The 16193-nt window shown below is 71.2% G+C and carries 11 protein-coding genes; 7 read left to right on the top strand and 4 right to left on the bottom strand.

The annotated features are described in order from the left end of the window. The first annotated feature begins 126 nt into the window (after positions 1-126). The 7 genes from D9599_RS00780 to D9599_RS00750 all read left to right on the top strand — a co-directional run bounded on the left by D9599_RS00780 (position 127) and on the right by D9599_RS00750 (position 6963). Positions 127-1119 (top strand): tripartite tricarboxylate transporter substrate binding protein, encoded by a 993-nt coding sequence (locus D9599_RS00780; RefSeq protein ID WP_198379294.1) that lies wholly within the window; start codon positions 127-129, stop codon positions 1117-1119. Between the two features lie 83 nt (positions 1120-1202). Continuing rightward, a complete protein-coding gene (locus tag D9599_RS00775) occupies positions 1203-2522 on the top strand; it encodes an NAD(P)/FAD-dependent oxidoreductase (protein WP_198379293.1) in 1320 nt (439 codons plus the stop codon). Further along, the gene (locus tag D9599_RS00770) at positions 2519-3706 is read left to right on the top strand and encodes an ABC transporter permease (protein WP_309228503.1); all 1188 of its coding nucleotides are present in this window, start codon (positions 2519-2521) and stop codon (positions 3704-3706) included. Before D9599_RS00775 ends, D9599_RS00770 begins: the two co-directional genes overlap by 4 nt. Further along, entirely contained in the window at positions 3706-4500 is a 795-nt protein-coding gene (locus D9599_RS00765) for an ABC transporter ATP-binding protein (protein ID WP_198379566.1), read from the top strand. Before D9599_RS00770 ends, D9599_RS00765 begins: the two co-directional genes overlap by 1 nt. Then, a complete protein-coding gene (locus D9599_RS00760; protein WP_198379292.1) occupies positions 4501-5529 on the top strand; it encodes an MlaD family protein in 1029 nt (342 codons plus the stop codon). Further along, a complete protein-coding gene (locus D9599_RS00755; RefSeq protein ID WP_198379291.1) occupies positions 5526-6155 on the top strand; it encodes an ABC-type transport auxiliary lipoprotein family protein in 630 nt (209 codons plus the stop codon). The genes D9599_RS00760 and D9599_RS00755 overlap by 4 nt, the downstream gene beginning before the upstream one ends. 139 nt (positions 6156-6294) lie before the next feature. Beyond that, positions 6295-6963 (top strand): hypothetical protein, encoded by a 669-nt coding sequence (locus D9599_RS00750; protein ID WP_198379290.1) that lies wholly within the window; start codon positions 6295-6297, stop codon positions 6961-6963. Between the two features lie 103 nt (positions 6964-7066). Here D9599_RS00750 and D9599_RS00745 read toward each other — a convergent pair whose 3' ends face one another. From D9599_RS00745 to D9599_RS00730, 4 genes are all read right to left on the bottom strand, one after another. Then, entirely contained in the window at positions 7067-9406 is a 2340-nt protein-coding gene (locus tag D9599_RS00745) for a xanthine dehydrogenase family protein molybdopterin-binding subunit (RefSeq protein ID WP_198379289.1), read from the bottom strand. A gap of 70 nt (positions 9407-9476) precedes the next feature. Beyond that, complete coding sequence (locus D9599_RS00740; RefSeq protein ID WP_198379288.1) at positions 9477-11417, bottom strand: DUF4214 domain-containing protein; 1941 nt, start codon at positions 11415-11417, stop codon at positions 9477-9479. Positions 11418-11491: 74 nt separating this feature from the next. Next, complete coding sequence (locus D9599_RS00735; protein WP_198379287.1) at positions 11492-14656, bottom strand: efflux RND transporter permease subunit; 3165 nt, start codon at positions 14654-14656, stop codon at positions 11492-11494. Positions 14657-14674: 18 nt separating this feature from the next. Continuing rightward, the gene (locus D9599_RS00730) at positions 14675-16123 is read right to left on the bottom strand and encodes an efflux RND transporter periplasmic adaptor subunit (protein WP_198379286.1); all 1449 of its coding nucleotides are present in this window, start codon (positions 16121-16123) and stop codon (positions 14675-14677) included. Positions 16124-16193: the final 70 nt, after the last annotated feature.

Genomic DNA, 16193 nt, shown 5'->3' with positions numbered 1-16193 from the left:
GCGTAGGCGGGCGGCGGTGTCGCCCCGGCGGGACGCGGGTGGTCGCTCCGGGTGGGGGCGGCCGATTGGCATGGCGTGGCGCGCGCGTCCCGGCCAAGCTGGGCGCGGATGGTGATGGAGAGAGCGATGATGCGGCGCCGGGACCTGGTGGTGGGGCTGGCCGCGATGCCGGCGCTGCCAGCGATGGGGCAGCCCGTAGCCGGCGGCCGGGTCGTGCGGGTGGTGGTTCCCTTCCCGCCCGGCGGGGCGATCGACCTGCTGGGGCGGCTGGTGGCGGAGCGGCTGGGGCCGGTGCTGGGGCAGAACGTGGTGGTGGAGAACCGCGGAGGCGCGGGCGGCATCCTCGGCACCGACGCGGTGGCGAAGGGGACGCCGGACGGGACGGTGATCGGGGTGATCGGGGGGGTGACGATGACGGCCTATCCCACCCTGTACAATCGCCTGCCCTTCGACCCCGTGAAGGATCTCCAGCCGCTGAGCCTGATCACCTCGGGCGCGCTGATCTGCGTGGTGAACGCGGAGGTGGCGCAGCGGCGGGGCTGGACGGATTTCCGGGCGCTGGTCGCCTACTCGAAGGCGCACCCGGACGAGGTGAAGATGGGGTCCTCGGGGCCCGGGACCTCGTCGCACCTGGTGATCGGGGCGGTGAACGAGCTGGCGGGGGCGCGCATCCTGCACGTGCCCTATCGCGGGGGCGGGCCGGCGATCGCGGACCTTCTCTCGGGCACGATCGACATGATGTTTGACGTGACGCCAGCGCTGATGCCGCAGGTGGCGGCCGGGAAGTTCAAGCCGCTGGCGCTGTCCTCCCGCGCACGGATGGATTTTGCGCCGGATGTGCCGGGGATGGGGGAGTTCGCCGATCTCGGGCTGGGGGAACTCGACCTTCTCGCCTGGAACGCGCTGATGCTGCCCGCGGGCACGCTGGAGCCGGTGGTAGCGCGGCTGTTCCAGGCGGTGCGGCAGGTGGCGGCGGACCCGGTGCTGATCGAGAGGCTGCGGCCGCTGGGCTACGAGGTGATGGTGAGCGAGAGCCCGGCCGCGCTGGCCGAGCTGGTGGCGCGGGAGACGCCCGCCTGGAAGCGGCTGGTGGAGATGTCGGGCGTGAAGCTCGACTGATCGGGGCGATCCGACTTGCGTCGGAATGAAACAGTTGGGGGTGCGAGGTGGCAACCTACGCCGGGAGGACCCATTAGCACCGCATGAGCACGGGTGCGGTCGATCTTCTGGTGGTGGGCGCGGGGGCGGCGGGGATCGCCGCGGCGCGGGAGGCGCTCCTCCTCGGCCTGTCGGTGCGGGTGCTAGAGGCGCGGGGGCGGGTTGGCGGGCGCGCGGTGACGAGCCGCTCGCTGGGCGCGCCGATGGACCTCGGCGCCACCTGGCTGCATGCCGCGCAGTCCAACCCGCTGGTGCCGCTGGCCGAGGCGGTGGGGCTCGAGTTGTTCGACCATGACGCCGTGCGGAGTTCCCGCACCTGGATGGGCGGGCGCTGGGCGGATGGGGCGGAGATGGCTGCCTATGAGCAGGCGGAGCGGGCCTGGGGCATCGCGGTGCGCTTGGCGGCCGCGCGGGCGGAGGGGCGTGCGCTGAGCTTGGCCGATGCGGCGCCGCGCGGCGGGTTCTGGGATGCGACGCTGACGCATTGGGAGGGGCCTGTGATCGCGGCGACGGAGGCCGCCGAGGTCGATCTCGAGGACTATCTTTCCACCCTGCTGAACGGCTCGAACCTGCTGCCGCGCGAGGGCTGCGGGCATGTGCTTGAAAGGCTGGCGGAGGGCCTGCCCATCGTGCTGGGCGCGCCGGTCGAGCGGATCGACTGGGGCGGGGCGCGGGTGAGGGCGGAAGGGCCCTTCGGCGTGGTGGAGGCGCTGGGCGCGGTGGTGACGGTCTCGACCGGCGTGCTGGCCGGCGGCGGCATCGCCTTCTTCCCGGCGCTGCCGGTGGAGGTGGAGGGGGCGGCGCATGACCTGCCGCTGGGGCTGCTGGAGAAGGTGGGGCTGCCGGCCGCGGGCGCGGACCGGCTGGATTCGCTGGCTTTCGGCGGGATCGAACGGCGGCTGGAGGAGGGAGAGCGGGCAATGACCTTCGTCGCCTGGCCCTTCGGACGGGACCACCTGGAGGGCTTCGCCGGGGGCGCGCTGGCCTGGGACCTGTCGCGGGAGGGAGAGGCAGCGATGACCGATTTCGCGCTGTCCGAACTGCGGCGGATCTACGGCGCGCGGGCGGATCGCGCCATCCGGTGGGAGGGAGCGGTGGTTTCCTCCTGGGGGCGGGATCCCTGGGCGCGGGGTTCCTATTCGGCGGCGAGGCCGGGGCGGGCGGGGGCGCGGCGGCTGCTCTCGACGCCCGTGGGCGGGGGGCGGCTGCGGTTGGCGGGCGAGGCCTGCCATGTAAGCCTCGCCGGCACCCTGGCCGGGGCCTGGCTGAGCGGGGCCGAGGCGGCGCGGGAGGTGGCGGCCTCGCGCGGGTTGCTGCGGGCCGGTGCCCAGGCGCGGGGGGCCGGAGCCGGCGCTTCGGCGTGACGGGGGCGCGGGAGGCGCCGCTGGGCGGGGAGCCCGCGGCCGAGGCACCGGCGACGGGCGTGGAGACGCCGCCCCTGATTGCGAGACCGTCCGCGGCGCGGCCGACCGTGGCGCGGGATGGCGAGGTGCTGCGCTTCGCCGGCCGGCTGACGAGCATGGGCGCCGGGCGGATCTGGCGGGAGGCGCTGCGGGCGGCGGAGGGCGCGCGGCGGATCGACCTCTCGGGGCTGGAGGTGTTGGACACGAGCGGGGCGGCACTGGTTCTGGCGGCCCAGGCGGCGGCGGGCGCGGAGGTGCCGGTAGAGGGCGCCTCGCGCAAGGTTGGCGCGGTTCTCGAGCGGTCACGCGGGGCGGTGCGGTCCCCGGCGAAGCCCGGGCACGCGCTGCCGCGGTTGGGGCCGGTGCGGGCGGTGGGCGCCTGGGGCGTGGGGCGAATCGCGGCCATGGCTGGCGCGGCGGCGTTTCTCGGCGAGGCCTCGGCGACGATCGTGAACGCGGCACGGCGGCCGCGCGACCTGCGGGTGGCGGACGTGCTGCGGCACCTGGACGAGGTGGGCACGCGCGCCTTCGGGCTCACCCTGCTGCTGGGCGTGCTGATCGGCGTGATCCTTGCGTTCCAGTCCTCCATCCCGATGCGGCAGTTCGGGGCGGAGATCTTCATTCCGCGCCTCGTCGGCCTCTCGCTGCTGCGGGAGCTTGGGCCGCTGCTGGCAGGGGTGGTGCTGGCGGGGCGCACCGGCTCGGCCTATGCGGCGGAGCTGGGCACCATGACGGTGAACGAGGAGGTGAGCGCGTTGCGCATCATGGGCATCGACCCGATGGTGCTGCTCGTGCTGCCGCGGCTGGTTGCGGCGACGGTCGCGATGCCGGTTCTCGCGCTGCTGATGGACCTGGCGGGGCTGCTGGGTATGTCCGGCGTGATGCTGAGCCTCGGCTTTCCCGTGCAGCTCGTGCTCAACCAGCTCCATGTGGGGGTCGATCTCGGCGATCTTCTGGGGGGGCTGGGCAAGGCGGCGGTGTTCGGGCTGGTGATCGCGGGGCTGGGCTGCCGGGCGGGGCTTTCCGCGGGCAGCGGGCCGCGCGCGGTGGGCGATGCCGCCACCTCGGCCGTGGTGGGCGGGATCGTGGCACTGGTGGTTCTGGACGGGATTTTCGCGGTGCTGTTCTTCCGGTTGGGCTGGTGATGGGAACCGTTCTCGCGGATCGGACGGAGGCGCCCGCGGCGACGCGGCGCGAGGCGGTGATCGAGGTGCGCGACCTCGCGATGGGGTTCGGCGGACGCACGCTGTTCCGCCACGTGACCTTCGAGGTGTCGCAGGGCGAGGTCTTCGTGATCCTCGGCGGCTCGGGCTGCGGCAAGTCCACGCTGCTGAAGATCATGATCGGCCTCTACGAGCCAACGGCGGGGGAGGTGACCATCCTCGGGGGGCACCTGGCGCGCGCGTCCGGGGAGGCGCGGCGAGCGCTGCTGCGGCAGCTCGGGGTGATGTGGCAGTCGGGCGCGCTGTTCGGCTCGATGACCTTGCTGGAGAACGTGATGCTGCCGTTGGAGGCGCATACAGACCTGCCGCGCGAGGCGCGGGAGAGCGTGGCGCGGATGAAGCTCGGGCTCGTGGGGCTGGGGGACGCGGAGTCGCGGCTGCCCGCCGAGATCTCGGGCGGGATGGCCAAGCGGGCGGGGATCGCGCGGGCCATGGCGCTCGACCCGCCGGTGCTGTTCCTCGACGAGCCGAGCGCGGGGCTCGACCCCGTGACGTCGGCGGGGCTGGACCGGCTGATCCGCGACCTGGCGCGCGACCTCGGGACGACCTTCGTGGTGGTGACGCACGAGCTGCAATCGATCCTCGCGATCGGGGACCGCTGCGTGATGCTCGACAAGGAGGCGCAGGGAATGATCGCGCAGGGCGATCCGCGGGAACTTCGCGACCATCCGCCGAACGACACGGTGCGGCGCTTTTTCCGGCGGGAGGCGGAGTAGATGCCGGCGACGTCCCGCAGGCTCTATCTTCGCGTCGGGCTCCTCATCATCGTGGGGCTGGCGGTGGGGCTCGGCTTCATCCTCTTCTTCACGGCCGGCAAGCTCGGGCGGAACCGGCAGACTTTCGAGACCTATGTGCGCGAGAGCGTGACGGGGATGGATGTGGGCGCCGCCGTGCGCTTCCGCGGCGTGCAGCTCGGACAGGTGACGGAGATCAACCTCGTCGCGACCTCCTATCCACCGCCGAGCAACGATTTCACCGCGGCCTTCCAGCGGGTGATTGTGCGGTTCGCGCTCGATCTCTCGCGCCTGCGGGACACGCCGAACGTGCAGGGGGCGGTGGAGAACGGGCTGCGCGCGCGGCTGGCGACGACGGGCATCACGGGGGTCGGCTATCTCGAGCTCGACTTCGTGGACAAGGACCGGTTCCCCGCGGAGACGCCGCCCTGGAAACCGGATTACCCGGTGATCCCCTCCATTCCCAGCACGGTGGCGCAGGTGACCTCGGTCGCGGAGGCGCTGGCGCAGCGGGTGAGCGATCTTCCGATCGAGCAGATCCTGGGCGACATCTCGGGGCTGCTCTCGGATCTCCGGCGGCAGGTGAACGACGGCGACCTCGCGCGGACGGCGCGGGCGGCGACGGAGACGTTGGATACGGTGCAGCGGACGGTCGCGGAGCTGGACCTGCCGCGGCTTTCCGGCGAGCTGCGGGCGACGGTGGCCGAGGTGCGCGGGCTGGTCGGCGGGCCGGAGGTGCGGGGCGTGCTGCGCAACGCGAACGCGGCGATGGAGCGGCTGCAGCAGGGCATGCAGCGGCTGCCGGCGGCGGTGGCGCAGGTGGAGTCGGCGGCACGGTCGGTGACGAACACGGTCGGCGACATCAACGGCGATCTGGCGCCGACGCTCAGGGATCTGCGGGCGGCCTCGGGCAGCCTGCGGGAGACGACGGAAGGGCTGCGGCGTTCGCCGGGGGCGTCGCTGCTGGCGCCGCCGCCGCCGGTGCCGGAATGGGCGAGAGGGAGACGATGATGCGGCGTCGCGGATTGCTGGCGGCCCCCTTGTTGATGGCTGGGGTGCTCGGCGGCTGCTCGGTGGTGAACCAGAGCTATGTGGAGCCGCGGCGTTACCCGCTGCTGCCGGTGCGGCCGGCGGCGCTCCCGCGGCGGCGGGGGACGAAGACGCTGCTGATGCGGCTGACGCGCGCGGCGCCGGGGTTGGACGGGCGGCTGCTGCGGTCCATCCGCGCGGATGGGACGGAGGCTACCGAGTACTACGCTGAGTGGACGGCGCCACCCGCTGAGGCTGCGGAAGATGCGCTGCGCCGCTGGCTGATGGAGTCCGGCACCTTCGCGGCCGTGCTGGCGCCGGGGACGCGGGGGAATGCGGACCTGGTGATGGAGAGCGAACTGCTGGCCCTGCATGTCGATCTCGGCGCCGGGCAGGCGGTGGCGGCGATGAGCGCGCTGCTCATGCGCGAGACGAGCCAGTTTGGCACGCGGGTGGTGGCGCAGTTCAGCGAGCGGGCGATGGTGCCGGTGCCGGTGCCGGTGCCGGCCGACCGGCCGCTGGGGCCGGACGCGCAGGCGGCGGGGATGGTGGCAGCGCTCGGGCAGGTGCTCAGGCGGCTGGAGGCGGACCTCTCCCGTTACGGCTAAGGCAAGGGGAGGTCTCAAACAAAAGAGATCGTCTCACTAGTAGAGACATTAACCTTCCAGTGAGATTCATGCGGGCAGTCTCAAAACCAAGACGTGTCGCATTTTGCGAGCACGTCCCGGGTTTGATGGGACGAGCGCCATGGATGCTATTCGGCGGGCCGAGATTTGGGACGAGGTCTGGGCCGAGTACGACGCGCGACAGGCAGCGCAGTTCCGCCTGATGCCGCACGGGAGTGGCGGCCTCACGGAGACGGCCGCCAGGAACACGGTGGCGCGAAGGGTTAGGCCGGTCGTGCAGGTTTCAGTGGCGCTGGGCGCGGGGCTGCTGCTTCTGGGGCTCTGGCTCGCAGCCCCCTGGCTGCTGGCAATGCGGATCTCGGCGTCCATGGGGCAGGGCGACGCCCCGGCCCTTTTGCGGCAATTCGATTCACCTGTGGCCATGGCGAGCCTGCGGGCGGGCATGGAGGCGGAGATCGCGGCGGAGGAGGGGGGCAGTGCCCGCCGTTTCCTCTCGGGCATGGCGGACCGCATGACAGCTTCCTGGGAGCAGCCGGAGCGGGTGGCGGCCTGGATGCAGGCGCGGGCCCGCGGCGCGCGCGGGGAGGGAAGCCTGGTGGCGCTCTCCAGCTTGCGGGCGGCGCGGCCGCTGGGGCTGGCAGCCTTCCGGCTGGAATACGGGCCGGCGGGGGAGGAGGCCGGGGTTTCCTTCGACCTCGCCTGGCAGGGGGATGGATTCCGGGTGACGGCGCTGCGCTTCCTGGATGCGCCGGTCGCTTCGGGCGCCGGCACTGTGGTGGCGATGCGCTAAAGGAAGGGCCCGCGCCGGCGGAGATGCCGGGGCAGGCCCTTCTCTGTGCATCGGCGGAGGGACGGGGGCGGTTGCCGGGCGCGGGGGCCGCCCCCGGCCCGGTTCAGGCGGCCCGGGCGGTCTCGAGCGCCTTCCAAACGATCTCGGGGGTGGCGGGCATGTCGAGATGGGTGATGCCGTCGGCCGAGAGGGCGTCCACCAGCGCGTTCATCAGAGCGGGCGGCGAGCCGACCGCACCGGCCTCGCCCGCGCCCTTCACCCCCAGCGGGTTGGTCAGGCAGGGGATGGAGACGAGGGACACCTCGATGGGCGGGAGGTCGCCCGCGCGGGGAAGGGCGTAGTCCATGAAGGAGGCGGAGAGGAGCTGGCCGCTCTCCTTGTCGTAGACGGTGTTCTCCAGCATGGCCTGGCCGATCCCCTGGGCGACGCCGCCATGGACCTGGCCCATGACGATCATCGGGTTCAGGGCGTGGCCGACATCGTCCACCACGAGGTAGCGGGCGACGTCGATATGTCCGGTGTCGGGGTCCACCTCGACCTCCGCCACGTGGCAGCCATTGGGGAAGGTGTGGGCGGGGATGCCCGCGACCTCCGCGGCGTCGAGCAGGGTGACGGTCTCGCCGCGGGCGGCGCGGGCGTGCTGCTGCTGCGCGAGTTCGAGGATGCCGATGCCGCGGTCGGTGCCGGCGATGGCGAAGCGGCCGGCGGCGAACTCGATGTCGCCGGGTGAGGCTTCCAACGCCTCGGAGGCGGCCGTCTTGCCCTTGTCGATCACCGTCGCGGTGGTGGCGAGGATGGCCGTGCCCTCGGAGTAGAGGGAGCGGGCGCCGCCGGTGCCGCCGCCGGTCGGGATCTCGTCGGAATCGCCCTGGATGATGCGGATCTTCTCGACCGGAACGCCGAGCTCATTGGCCGTGATCATGGCGTAGGCGGTCTCGTGGCCCTGGCCGGTGGATTGGGTGCCGACCAGCACCTCCACCATGCCATCGGCGGCGAAGCGGACCTCCGCGCGCTCGCTGTCGGCGCCACCGGTGGCCTCGAGGTAGTAGGCGAGGCCGATGCCGCGGCGGCGGCCCTTCGCGGCGGAGGCGGCCCGGCGGGCGGAGAAGCCGGGCCAGTCGATGGCGGCGAGCGCGTGGTCGAGCACCTGGGTGAAGTCGCCGGAGTCGTAGGTCTGGCCCACCGGGGTGGTGTGCGGCATCGCGGAGGGCGGGACCATGTTGCGGCGGCGCAGCTCGACGCGGTCGATCCCGGTTTCGCGCGCGGCGGCGTCGATTAGGCGCTCCACCATGTAGTTCGATTCGGGACGGCCCGCGCCGCGATAGGCATCGACCGGCACCGTGTTGGTGGCGACGCCGATGACGTTCGCGTGGATGGCGCGGAAGCCATAGACGCTGGCGAGCACCTTCGTGCCCGCGGCGGTCGGGATGAAGGGCGCGTAGGTGGAGAGATAGGCGCCCATGTTCGCGATATTGCGCGTGCGAAGGGCGAGGAACTTGCCGTTCGCGTCGAGCGCGATCTCGCCGGTGGTGATGTTGTCGCGGCCGTGGGTGTCGGAGAGGAAGGCCTCCGTGCGCTCGCTCGTCCAGCGGACGGGGCGGTGCAGGCGGCGGGCGGCCATCATGCAGAGGGCGTATTCGGGGTAGGTGAAAATCTTCATCCCGAAGCCGCCGCCGACATCGTGGGTGACGACGCGGATCTTCTCGGGCGGGATGCCGAAGGTGGCGCCGGCCAGCGTGCTCTTCAGCGGCCAGGAGCCCTGGGTGCCGGCGTGGAGCGTGAAGCGCTCGGTCGCGGGGTCGTAGTCGGCCAGGGCGGCGCGGCCCTCCATGGAGGCGACGACGACGCGGTTGTTCACGATGGTCAGGCGCGTGACATGGGCGGCCGTCGCGAAGAGGCGCTCGGTCTCGGCGGGGTCGCCGGTTTCCCAGTCGAAGACGGTGTTGTTGGTGATCTCCGGCCAGACCTGAGGCTGGCCGGGGGCGGTGGCGGTCGCGAGGTCGGTGACGGAGGGGAGGGTTTCGTACTCGACCTCTACCGCCTCGGCCGCGTCGCGGGCGGCGTCGTAGGTCTCCGCGACGATGAAGGCGACGGGGTCGCCGACATGGCGGACGAAGCCGTCGGCCAGGGCGCCGCGGGGGGTGTTGCCGCGGGGCGAGCCGTCGCGGTTCTTCATGGGGACGGCGCAGGGGATCTCGCCCAGGCCTTCCTCCTTCCAGTCCGCACCGGTCAAGACGGCGAGGACGCCCGGAAGCGCCTTTGCCGCCGCCGTGTCGATCGACAGGATGCGGGCATGGGCGTGCGGGGAGCGGAGGATGTAGCCTCGCGCAGCGCCCGCCGCGACGCCGTGGGCGGGCAGGTCGTCCGTGTAGCGGCCGCCGCCGATGAGGAGGCGGGGATCCTCGATCCGCCGCAGGGGCTGGCTCAAGCCGAACTTCGCCATGGTCGCGTCCCTCTGATCCGCCGTTCGGCGCATCATGTGCGATGCGGCAGGGGATCGGGAAGGGGGGGCTTCAGGCGAAGACGATGCCGCCCTCGATCCAGCTCGCTGTCGTGGTCTTGAACTCGGTGCTCTCGGAGAAGGCGAGCACGAGGTCGGTGCGGGTCAGCGTGCCGGCGTCGATGCCGGCTTTCCAGTAATTGAAGCCTGTGGTGTCAGGCGCGCGGCCGAGGACGTTCACGTAGAGCTGGTTGATGAAGCCGGCATTGTCGGGGCTGCCGAAGCGCGCCGTGAACTCGTTGCTGGCGGTGAAGGCGCCGGCCATGTCGCGCAGCGAGAGCCCGTTGTCGAAGGCCGTGTCCCAGTAGCGCAGCCCGGTCTCGTCCGGGTGGCGGCCAAGGGTGGCCTGATAGAGGCGCGCGATGGAGGCGGCGTTCTCGTCCGCGTCCCAGAGGCCGTTCGGGAGGGTGGCGGCGACGCGGGCCTTGAACTCGGAGGATTCCGAGAAGTTGACGACCACGTCCTGCCGGGTGGCGCCGTGGGAGAGGTTGTTCAGCCAGTAGTTGAGGCCTGTCGCCTCGGGCGCGCGGCCGAGAACGTTCTTGTAGGTAAGGTTGACGAATCCGGTGTCGTCGAGCGCGCCGAAGCGGGCGGCGAACTCCGTGCTATTGACGAAGCCGGCGGCGACGTCGGCGAGGCTCTTGCCTGCCTGCAGCTCGGCCGTCCAGAAGTTCTGGCCGACGCTGTCGGGAGCACGGCCGAGGGCAGCCTGGTAGAAGCGATAGACCTGCATGGCGGGGTCGTTGGAGGCGTAGACGAGGCGACCGTCGAGGAAGGCGAAGTTCTCCACCGTGTAGAAGGTCGTCATCTCGTCGCCCGAGCGGATTGTTCCGCCGAAATAGGGCACGCGGCCGCCGTCGATGGTCTGCGTGCCACTGGCGCTCGGGGTGATTGTGATGGTGGTTGCGCGGCGGCCGTGCTCGACGGCCAGCGTGTCGATGCCGGCGCCGGCATTGACGGTGTTGATGCCGCTGCCGGCCGCCAGCCAGTCGTTGCTGGTGCCGCCGAAGAGCGTATCGTTCCCGGCGCCGCCGAAGAGGAAATTCCTCCCGTTGCCGCCGGTGATGCTGTCGTTGCCGTCCTCGCCGAAGAGGCGCTCGTCGCCGGCGCCGCCGAGGATCGTGTCGTTGCCGCCGCCGGCGAAGACGACAGAGCGGCGGTTGGTGTCCCAGATGATCTCGGCGCTCGCGTCGCCGGTCATGACGACGGAATCGGTGCCGGCGTCGTAGTGCGCGCTCGTCGCCCAGGCCGGTTCCTGCGCCTGCGAGCCGTAGATGTAGGAGATGGTCGCGAGGTCGAAGGGCTGAAGGCCGGTCGGGTTCGGGGAGGAACGGTCGTAGGACATGACCGTGTTCGCCAGTTTGTCGAGGGCGGCGGGCAGGACGGTCAGGTTGCCGGCGGTCATGTCGAAGGGGTGCTTCAGGCCCAGCGTGTGGCCGATCTCGTGCAACAGGACGAGGTAGCCGTAGGAGCCGGGCGCCATGCTGTCCGCGCCGTTGCCGTAGAGGGCGGAGGAGAGGCGGATCGTACCGCCCATCGGGTACTCGCCGGTGCCGGCGTAGGCGGAAGACATGTTCTCGTGCATGAAGCGGATGTCGATGCCGGCACCGCCGGCATGGTCGGGCACCTCGACGAATGTGAGGCCGGAGGCGCCGGCCCAGGCGCCGAGGGCGAGCCTGGCCGAGGCCATCTGACCGGCGCTGAGCGGGCTGAAGCCGTTGGCCGGGGTGCCCGCCTCCGGTGATTGGGCGAAGCTGAAGTTCACCACGCCGCCGCGCCCGATGGCGCCGTTCCAGCCGGGATTAGAGCTGGCCAGCAGGGCCTGGATCTCGACCGGAAGGGCAGCGGCCGCAGCTTCGTCCGGCGCGCCAGGCTCGCCGGGGCCGTTCTCGTCAGGGATGACGGAGCAGCCGAAGCCCGCGGCAAGTCTGGCAGGATCACACAAGGCGCACACGGGCCGACTCCAGGACTTACAGCGACGTTACGATGCTCGTCCGTTCTCCTGTGCGCAAGGACAATCCGCCGGCTCTACTCCGCCGGGCCCGTGCTGGGCACCGCAGCGGGCGTGCCCGGCGGCTTGGCGCCGAACCAGCCCTTCACGCGTTCCCGCGTGGCCTGGAAGACCACGTAGAGCATCGGGATCATGAAGATGCCGATGATGGAGGCCGCAAGCATGCCGCCGAAAACCGGCGTGCCCACCGCGCGGCGGGAGACGGCCGCCGCGCCCTCGGCCGTGACCAGCGGCACGAGGCCGAGGACGAAAGCGATGGAGGTCATCATCACCGCGCGGAACCTCAGGCGCGCGCCCTCGGCCGCGGCCTCGCGGATGGGCATGCCGCGCTCGCGCGCCTCCTTCGCGAACTCGATGATGAGGATGCCGTTCTTGGCGGCCAGCGCGATCAGCACGACGAGCCCGATCTGGGCGTAGATGTCGAGCGACAGGTTGGCGAGCAGGATGGCGCCGAAGGAGCCGAGCACGCCCACCGTGATGGAGAGGAGGACCGGGACGGGAATGGTCCAGCTCTCGTAGAGCGCGACGAGGAAGAGGTAGGCGAAGAGGACGGCCAGCGCGAGGATATAGGCCGTCTGCCCCGTGGCGAGCTTCTCCTGGTAGGCGGTGCCGGTCCAGGCATAGCCGTAGCCGCTGGGCAGCACGCGGTCGGAGAGCTGCTCCATGGCGGCGAGGGCTTGGCCGGAGGAGATGCCAGGCTTGGGCGCGCCGTTGATCGAGATGGCGCGGTAGTTGTTGTAGCGGAAGATCGTCTGCGGCCCGAGGACGGTGCGGATGTCGGCGAGGGCGCGGAGCGGCACCATCTCGCCGCTGTTGGAGCGGACCTGGATGCGCCAGATGTCGTCGATGTCGTTGCGGTCCGCTGCCTCGGCCTGGATGTTCACCTGCCAGACGCGGCCGTAAAGGTTGAAGTCGTTGACGTAGATGCCGCCCAGCGCCGCCTGGAGCGTGGAGAAGATGTTGGCGATGGGCACGCCGAGCGCCTGCGCCTTGTCGCGGTCCACGTCGAGGTAGAGGGACGGGTTGTTGGCGGCAAAGGTCGAGAAGACCGCCGTCAGGTTCGGGTCCTGGTTGGCGGGCACGATCAGGCCGAGCATGGCGGCGGAGAGGGCGTTGATGTCGCGGCCCTCGTAGTCCTGCAGGATGTACTCGAAGCCGCCGCCGGTGCCGAGGCCGATGATGGGCGGCAAGTTGAAGGCGAAGACGTTGGCCGTGCGGATCCCCTGCGTCGCGCCGAAGACGCGGCCGATGGCGGCCTGGACGGAGTTCGCCACGCCCTCGCGGTCCGCGAAGGGCTTCATGCGGATGACGAGGAAGGCGGAGTTGGACTGGGCGCCGCCGTCGATGAGCGAGAAGCCGACGATGCCGAGCGTGCCCTGTACGGAGGGAATGGGGCGGACGATGTCCTCGATCTGGCGCACCACTTCGCGCGTGCGGGAGACGCTGGCGCCGGGCGGGAGCTGGGCCTGGACGAAGAAGGCGCCCTGGTCCTCCTGGGGGAGGAAGCCAGTGGGGGTGACCTTGCTGATGGACCAGATGCCGAAGGCGAAGCCGGCGGTCAGCAGGAGCGAGAGGAAGGAGACGCGCACCAGGCGGCGGACGCCGCCGGCGTAGCGGTCCCGCGTCCAGTCGATGCCGCGCAGCACGTAGCCGATCGGGCCGCGGCGGGGGCCGTGGTGGGGCTTGAGGATGATGCCGCAGAGCGCGGGGGAGAGTGTGAGCGCGTTGATGGCCGAGATGACCATGGCGGCGGAGATCGTAACCGCGAACTGGCGGAACAACTCGCCCGAGAGGCCCGGGATAAAGGCAATGGGCACAAAGACCGATAGGAGGACGAGCGTGATGGCGATGATCGGCGCCGTGATCTCGCTCATCGCCTTCTTGGTGGCGTCCTTCGTCGATAGCTCCGGGTGGTCCTCCATCACGCGCTCGACGTTCTCGACCACCACGATGGCGTCGTCCACCACGATGCCGATGGCGAGAACCATGGCGAGGAGCGAGACGGTATTCGCGGAGTAGCCGAGGCCGAGCAGGATGATGAACGCGCCAATAAGCGAGACCGGCACGGCGATGGTCGGGATGATCGTCGCGCGCCAGCTGCCGAGGAAGAGGTAGACAACCACGACGACGAGGGCGAAGGCCTCGAGCAGGGTCTTGATGACCTCGTGGATCGTCTCGTTCACGAAGTCCGAGCTGTCGTAGAAGACGGTGTAGTCCACGCCCGCGGGGAAGCGGGTCTTCAGCTGCTCCAACTGGGCCTTCATGGCGTTGGAGACGGAGACCGCGTTGGCGCCTGGGGCGAGGTAGACGCCGAAGGCGATGGCGGGCTGACCGTTGAAGCGGTTCTCCGTGTCCATGTTGGCCGCGCCCATCTCGACGCGGGCGACGTCCCTCACGCGCAGCACGGAGCCGTCCTGGTTGGCGCGGACGACGATGTTGCCGAATTCCTCGGGCGTGGTGAGGCGGCCCTTTGTTTCGAGGTTAATCTGGAAGGACTGATCGTCGCCGATCGGACGGCCGCCGAGGCGGCCCACGGCGGCCTGGACGTTCTGCGCCTGGATGGCGGCGATGACGTCCTGCGGGGTCATGTTGAGGGAGATGAGGCGGTCCGTCTCGAACCAGACGCGCATGGAGTAGTCCTGCGCGCCGAAGACGTTCACCTGGCCGACGCCCTGCACGCGGGCGAGGTCGTCGAGCATGTTGATGGTGAAGTAGTTCGAGAGAAAGAGCGGGTCGAGGTTCGTGGTCGAGTAGACGAAGCCGAACATGAGCACGGCCGAGGACTGCTTGCGGACGACGACGCCGGTGCGCTGCACCTCCTGCGGCAGGCGGGCCAGCGCCGCCTGGACGCGGTTGTTGACGTTCACCGTGGCCAGGTCGGGGTCGGTGCCGAGGGAGAACGAGACGTTTAGCGTGTAGCTGCCGTCGTTGGCGGAGTTGGAGCGCATGTAGATCATACGATCCACGCCGTTGATCTGACCTTCCAGCGCCTGCCCCACGGTTGATTCCACCACGGCCGCGGAGGCGCCGGGGTAGCGGGCCGTGACCGAGACCTGGGGCGGGACGATGTTCGGGAACTGTGAGACAGGGATGCGCAGAAGCGAGATCGCGCCCGCGATGAGGGTCAGGATCGCGATGACGATCGCGAGCCGCGGGCGATCGACGAATGTGCCGGAGATCATGGTTTTCTACCCGGCTTTCTAACGGGCCGTGCCGGACTGGTTGGCGGGCGGATTGGCCGCCGAGGGCTGGCTGGTGCCAGGGTTGCCAGCCGAGGTCGCGGCCGGTGCGCCGGGGGGAGAGGCGCCGGCACCGCCGGGCGCGCCCTGGGCCCGGCCCTGGTTCGTCCCGCCGGGCGCGGCGGAGGCGGGGCTGTTGCCCGCGGCGGCGGGCCGGTCGCCGGCCGAGCTGCCCGAGGCGCTGCCGCCCGGGGCGGGGGCGCCGCCGCCGGGGGAGGAGCCGGGAGCGCCGGGCTGGCCGGGGCCGGGGGCGACAGCGGCGGCGTTCACCTGCTGGCCGGGGCGCACGCGCTGGATGCCCTCGACGATGACCTTGTCGCCGGGGTTGAGGCCTTCCTCGATCACCGCGACCTCGGGGGTGCTCTTGCCGAGCCGGAGGTTGCGGCGCTGGGCCTTGCTCTCGGCGTCCACGACGAAGACGTAGCTGCCCTGCTGGTCCTGCAGGACGGCGGCGCGGGGGATGGTGATGGCGAGCACCGGCTCCACGCCCTGGACGTAGACGTTGACGAACTGGCCGTCGATCAGGTCGCGGTCGCCCTCGTTCCCGGTGGGCGGGTTGGGAACGCGGGCGCGGATGAGGATGCTGTCGGTCGCGCGGTTGATCTGGTTGTCGATGAAGTCCACGCGGCCGATCTGGGGGGAGAGGCGGCCGTCGGTGGTGCGGAAGCGGATCTGCACGGCATCCGCCCCGCCGCGGGAGGCGTAGCGGTCCCTCAGCTCCAGCGCCTGGCGCTGGGAGACGGGGAAGGCGACGCGCATCGGGTCCTGGCTGACGATCGTGGCGAGCGTGCCCGTATTGGGGCCGACGACGTTTCCGACGGTGACGTTGGTGCGGCCGATCTTGCCGTCGATGGGCGAGGTGATCTCGGTGTAGGCGAGGTTGATCTCGGCCGAGCGGGCGGCGGCGCGGGCCGCGAGGAGCTGGGCGTTGGCCGTGCGCTCCTGGGCGGTCGCGTTGTCGAGCGTGACGCGGGTGCCGGCGCCGGTGCGCTGAAGTTCCTGCGCGCGGGAGAGGGCGACGCGGGCGTTGGTCAGCTCAGCCTCGGCGGAGGCGATGTTGGCCTGGGTGCGGGCGACCTCGGCCTCGAAGGTCTGGCGCTCGATCCGGTAAAGGACGTCGCCGCGCTTCACCTCCTGGCCCTCCCGGAACACCACCTCCTGGAGGAAGCCGGTGATGCGGGCGGCGATGTCCACGCGCTGCACCGCCTCCACCCGTCCGACAAACTCGGTGCTCTCGGTCACGGGGCGGCGGGCCGCCTCCTGGACGCCGACGGCCGGCGGTCCCTGCGGACCGAACTGCGCCAGGACGGGCGCGGGCGCGCCGCAGGCCAGGCCCAGCGCGACAGCCAGGAGGAGGGCGGGGGCGGCCGGCCGTGCCGGACGGATTGTGCGACGCGTCATGGCGCGCATGTGGCGGAGCCTTCCCGATGCTGCAAGCGGGCTGAACCGTTTAGTTCAGTGCTGAGCGCTCCCTATAGCG

Origin of the sequence: Roseomonas sp. KE2513 (genome assembly GCF_016107305.1) — a bacterium.
Lineage (GTDB): Bacteria > Pseudomonadota > Alphaproteobacteria > Acetobacterales > Acetobacteraceae > Roseomonas.
Note: the sequence above shows the minus strand (reverse complement) of the source record. Positions and strands in the feature narration are given on the sequence as shown.